This is a genomic window from Rhodothermales bacterium (assembly GCA_013002345.1).
In the GTDB taxonomy this organism is placed as follows: Bacteria; Bacteroidota; Rhodothermia; order Rhodothermales; family JABDKH01; genus JABDKH01.
The window spans coordinates 1-5551 of the sequence record JABDKH010000306.1 but is presented as its reverse complement, the minus strand read 5'-3'; the positions used below and the strand labels follow the sequence as shown (position 1 = coordinate 5551).

The following is a 5551-nucleotide window of genomic DNA, read 5'->3' as shown; positions in this document are numbered from 1 at the left end:
ATGTAGTGGTGGCCATCTCGTATGTCGTCGTCATGGTCGTGGTGTGTGGATTGCTGGCAGGAATGGCATGGGTGACGACGCGGCTCTTGAAGCGCCTCACGCCGGACTCTCTGCCGTATGTGTGGCGGCAGGGCCTGGCCAATCTCTATCGGCCGAACAATCAGACACTCATGATGATGCTGGCCATCGGCCTTGGCACCTTTCTCGTCTCGATGTTCATTTCCACGGAACGAACCCTGATGAGACAGATCGAGGTTGCGGATGAAATGGGGCGCCCCAATCTGATATTCTTCGACATCCAGCCGGACCAGCAGTCTGGCGTGGCACGTATTCTGGAGCAACGTGGACTACAGGTGGTCGAGAGTGTCCCGATCGTCACGATGCGACTGTCCGCTGTGAATGGCGTCACGATCGACGAAATGAGGAAGGACTCAACACGCCGTACGTCGTGGGCGCATCGGCGCGAATACCGATCGACGTACCGTTCCTATCTGAACGAGTCGGAGACCGTCGTCGAGGGCGTGTTCGATACCGGTACGTACAGTCCGGAACAGGTCGTCCCGATCTCCGTGGAGAAAGACATCATGGGTGACCTGGATGTGTCTCTGGGTGATACGCTTGTCTTTGATGTTCAGGGTATTCCGGTCGAGACTCGGATCTCAAGTGTGCGCGAGGTCGAGTGGCGGCAGGTGCGCACGAATTTTTTCGTGGTCTTTCCCGATGGTGTGCTTGAGGATGCGCCGCACTTCAGCGTGATCGTGACGCGCGCAGAAAACGACGCGGAATCGGGCGGCGTTCAGGCGGCTGTCGTCCGGGAGTATCCGAACGTCTCATCGATCGACCTGAGTTTGATTCTGAAAGTGATCGAGTCGGTGTTTGATCGAATCGGCTTTGCGGTGCGCTTCATGGCGTTGTTCAGCATCCTGACCGGATTCGTCGTGCTTGCGGCAGCAGTCGTCGTGAGCCGCGTTCGACGTGTCGAGGAGACCGTTCTGCTCAAGACACTGGGCGCGTCTCGTGCTCAGGTTTTTGCCATCATGTCGGTCGAGTACACGCTGCTTGGTATGCTGGCTGCACTTACGGGAGCCGTACTGTCGACGGCGGCGTCGTGGGGCCTTGCGGTCTTTGTATTCGAGACACAGTATGTTGCCCCCATAGGCGCTCTGGCAGCGGTCGTTGGAGGTGTCACGGCACTGACGCTCGCGGTCGGCCTCATCAATAGCCGCGGACTCTATGCGCGACCCCCGCTGGACGTCTTGCGATTCGAGGCATGATCTCGCGATCATAGTGATGACCTACCACGTGTATTGGTAACGGGCATCAAACCGGGCAAAGGAAGAGAAGAGCGGCTTCGATTATGACTACTGAACGGTCCGTGGCGATCAAGGCGAATGTCGAGAGCGTCGAGCGACGAATCGTTGCGGCGTGTCAGCGAGTCGGTCGGGACCGTGGTGACGTCACCGTCGTTGCTGTGTCCAAGCGATTTCCAATTGAAGATATTGCGCGAGCGTACGATGCCGGCGTTCGTGATTTCGGCGAGAACAGGGTTCAGGAACTACTGGAAAAAATGACTGAGTGGGAACGCTCGTTTCCGGACCGGCCCGTCACCTGGCATATGGTCGGGCATCTACAACGTAACAAGGTTGGAGCCGTTGTCGGAAGGGTCCCCATCTTTCACGGCCTTGACAGTATGCGTCTCGCCGATGCGATCAACCGCGTTGCGTTATCCGGTGGAATCACCTACCCATGTCTGCTCCAGGTCAACGTGTCAGGTGAAGAAAGCAAGTTCGGTTTCTCCGGGCACGAGGTGGATGCAGCGCTTGAAGGGCTGAGATCGTACGAGGGCATATCCATAAAGGGGTTGATGACGCTGGCACGGCCGGCAGACGATCCGGAAGACGTAAGAGCGGATCTGGCAAAACTTCGGTCGCTGTTCGAGCGTAGTCAGGCTGTGTATGATCATTCTCTCGCGGTACTTTCTATGGGAATGAGTGGTGATTTCGAGGTGGCGATTGAGGAGGGAAGTACCCACGTTCGACTTGGAACGAGCATTTTTGGAGATCGGCCGGCTTGAAATTCGACATCAAAGAGGCGAGAAATCGACTTCAGTAGTCCAACCTTGGGTCGATTCTACCAAGTAGTTTGCTTTTTGCTATGACCTGGTTCATTGTCGCAGTCGCAGCCGGTATCCTTATGGTTCTGCTTGTCAGGACCATGAAGCAGTACGAAAAGGAGAGTGCGGCGGCGGCACTGGAGCAGGTTACACAACTTACCGAAGTGACGATGGGTCTTGAGAAACGAATTCAGAATCTCGAGGCCATTGTAACGGCCGTTGACACGAACCCGGTTGTCTCCGATGTGGAATCGGAATCGCCTGCTCGTGAATCGGCACAGAGGTCGCGAACCCGCACCTGACTGCATCGCCGATGCCATCTCACGAAAATCCAACGCTGGCATGAGACTTTCTTCCCTCGATATCAAGAAGCAGGACTTCAAGCGCGTCATGCGCGGAGTGGATCCAGAAGAGGTCCAGGCTTTTCTCCAGATGGTTGCCGAACAGTGGCAGAGTCAGGAGGACGATCAGAATCGACTTGAGCACAAGATCACCGAACTGGAAACAAAACTCGACCATTACAAACAGGTTGAGGAAGCGCTCCAGGAAGCGGTGAAGACGGCTCGTGAGAGCTCGCGTCAGACACTGGATGCGGCGAAGACAAAAGCGAAAGGTATAGTCGAGGCGGCTGCCGATAGTGCGACACGAATTCAGCATCAGGCCCAAAGTGATCATTATGAGTTGCGTCGCAATCTGACCGACTTGCAGTCGCGGCGCAACGAAGTGCTCGCGAGGCTGAGGAATTTGCTGAAAACGGAACTGGACTTACTGGACGAGTTTGATCGTCAGTATCCCGTGGCGGTGGAGCCGGCAATTGAGGGCCTAGAGATGACCGACGCACCTGCCCCTGTGGCTGCTCCGGTGGACGACGACGGCGAAGCCGTGCAGAATATGGAAGCGCTCGAGGAAGCCGCTCTCAACAAAATCGGATTGGATGACGAAGTCGAGAGTGCACTCTCCGACGACACACTTCTCTTCACGGACGAGGACGTCGCGGACCAGGATGATGTCGGAGCGTCAACGAAGGCACCCACAGCCGAACAGGATTCTGCAGCCCAGGTGGCCATAGAGCCCCAGTCTTCGGCTGGATCGCACCGTGATTCGGCGGAGATGGATAAGATTCGTAAAATTCTGGATGATCTCGCCTGAGATTGCAGTCTGTCATCCGATCGAAAACGAATCTCAATTCCATGGCCCGTTATTACTCGGCCGGTGATCGTGCGCCGGCCGCCTATGCCAATCAGGTTAAAGAGGCTGCCGCATTCATTCGGCGAACGTTACCCTCCCAGACTCGCATCGCGCTCATTCTAGGGACAGGTCTCGGTCGCCTGGCCGACGACATTGACGAGGCTGCGGTCATCGAATACGATGACATTCCGCATTTCCCGGTGTCGACCGTAGAGTCTCACCACGGCAGGCTTATCGTTGGCACCCTCGATGATGAGCCGGTTGTTGCGATGCAAGGACGGTTCCATTTGTATGAGGGGTATGATGCCGGCGAGATTACTTTCCCGATTCGCGTGCTCGGTGAGCTTGGGATCGAGATTCTGTTGATATCGAACGCTGCGGGCGGCATGAATCCGCTATTTCGCCGTGCCGACCTGATGCTCATAACCGACCATGTGAACCTGCAGGGCGTCAGTCCGCTTTCAGGCCCGAATAACGACGCGTGGGGTCCTCGATTCCTCGATATGAGTGAGCCCTACGACACGAACCTGCGTGACCTCGCGGACGAGGCCGCATCGGCTGCAGGCATCAACCTTCAGCAGGGAGTGTACTGTGCGGTAACCGGTCCAAATCTCGAAACGAAGGCTGAGTATCGCTTCCTCGGACGTATTGGAGCGGATGCGGTCGGAATGAGCACGGTGCCCGAAGTCATCGTTGCGCGTCACATGGGCATGCGGTGCATGGCCGTTTCGGTGATCACTGACGAGTGCTTTCCGGACACGCTCGAGGAAGTCTCCATTGCAGATGTCCTCGCAGCGGCTGCACAGGCGGAGCCCGGGCTAAGCGAGATCTTTAGAAGTGTCGTCCGACGCCTTAAGTGAGCGCGGGGCGCGCAGACTCGCATTGCCGCATTGACAAACGGTTAAGATCCTCGTCGCAAGTCCCCGTTTTGTATTGATCCGCGGTGAGTTCCGTATCTTTCCGCGCCAGGAATTCCCACCCTCAGTGCACGTCCGCCGGACCTTTTTCACGTCGTCCGCAGGGCGCAGGTGTCATGAAGACGTTCCCCGAAGTCAAACGGTTTAATCATCCAGAGCTGGAGAAGGAGACGCTCCAGTGGTGGAACGACCAAGATATCTTTGCGAAGAGCATCACTCGGCGTGAAGGTGCTCCGGTCTTTTCTTTTTACGAGGGACCTCCCACGGCCAATGGTCGCCCCGGGATTCATCACGTGATGTCTCGGACGATCAAGGACATCTTCTGCCGCTACAAGACGATGAAAGGCTTTCGGGTTTCGCGAAAGGCGGGATGGGACACCCACGGTCTTCCGGTCGAGATAGAGGTGGAGAAGGAGCTCAATCTTGCAGGCAGGCAGGGCGTAATCGACTACGGAATCGAGCGCTTCAACAAGGCCTGCCGCGACAGTGTTTTGCGCTACACTGAGTTGTGGGATGAGCTGACGTCGCGGATGGGATACTGGGTGGATCTGCAGAATCCCTACGTCACGTTTGAGAACGAGTACATCGAATCTGTCTGGTGGCTGATCAAGCAGATTCACGAGAAGGGTCTGCTGTATAAGGGCCATAAGATCCAGTGGTACAGCCCCGGTTCGGGGACTGTGCTCTCGTCGCACGAAGTCAGTCTTGGCTACAAAGAGGTCCAGGACCCGAGCGTCTTTGTTCGTTTTCCGATAGTGGGCGATCCCGGTGCTTACTTCCTGGCCTGGACGACGACCCCATGGACACTGATTTCAAACACGGCGCTTGCCGTCGGACCGGACATCACCTATGCCCGGGTCAGCGTCAACGTGGATGGCGGGGAAAACGAGGTGCTCGTTCTTGCGAAGGATCGTCTTGAAGCCATCAACGGCGAGTACGTCATCGAGGACGAGATGTCCGGAGCTGACCTGGTAGGGCAGCGATACGAGCCACTGTTCGATTATTTCGTTGACGAGGTGGAGGTCGGCTCGGCGTGGAAAGTAGTGCCCGCCGACTATGTTTCGACGGAGGACGGTACCGGAATTGTGCATACGGCTCCTGCGTTCGGCGCAGAGGACTTCGAGACGGCTCAGCGCGAGAACCTTCCCCTCGTGAATCCGATTGCCGGTGACGGTCGATTTCTGGATGTCGCTACACTCGTGGCAGGACAATGGTTCAAAGATGCGGATAAGACGATCGTGCGCGACCTGAAGTCGCGCGGGCTGATGTACCGGCACGAGACGTTCGTGCACAACTATCCACACGACTGGCGAAAGGGTACGCCCCTCATGAG

At 56.7% G+C, this 5551-nt stretch carries 6 protein-coding genes; all 6 read left to right on the top strand.

What is annotated here, in order from left to right:
- On the top strand, window positions 1–1274 hold a 1274-nt coding region (locus HKN37_14725), incomplete at its 5' end, for a permease (protein NNE47902.1).
- An 83-nt stretch (window positions 1275–1357) separates the two neighbouring features.
- The gene (locus HKN37_14720) at window positions 1358–2074 is read left to right on the top strand and encodes a YggS family pyridoxal phosphate-dependent enzyme (GenBank protein NNE47901.1); all 717 of its coding nucleotides are present in this window, start codon (window positions 1358–1360) and stop codon (window positions 2072–2074) included.
- A gap of 80 nt (window positions 2075–2154) precedes the next feature.
- Complete coding sequence (locus HKN37_14715; GenBank protein NNE47900.1) at window positions 2155–2415, top strand: hypothetical protein; 261 nt, start codon at window positions 2155–2157, stop codon at window positions 2413–2415.
- Between the two features lie 40 nt (window positions 2416–2455).
- The gene (locus HKN37_14710) at window positions 2456–3262 is read left to right on the top strand and encodes a DivIVA domain-containing protein (protein ID NNE47899.1); all 807 of its coding nucleotides are present in this window, start codon (window positions 2456–2458) and stop codon (window positions 3260–3262) included.
- Window positions 3263–3303: 41 nt separating this feature from the next.
- Entirely contained in the window at window positions 3304–4161 is an 858-nt protein-coding gene (locus HKN37_14705; protein NNE47898.1) for a purine-nucleoside phosphorylase, read from the top strand.
- Window positions 4162–4334: 173 nt separating this feature from the next.
- A partial coding sequence (locus HKN37_14700; GenBank protein NNE47897.1) for a class I tRNA ligase family protein occupies window positions 4335–5551 on the top strand: 1217 nt, incomplete at its 3' end.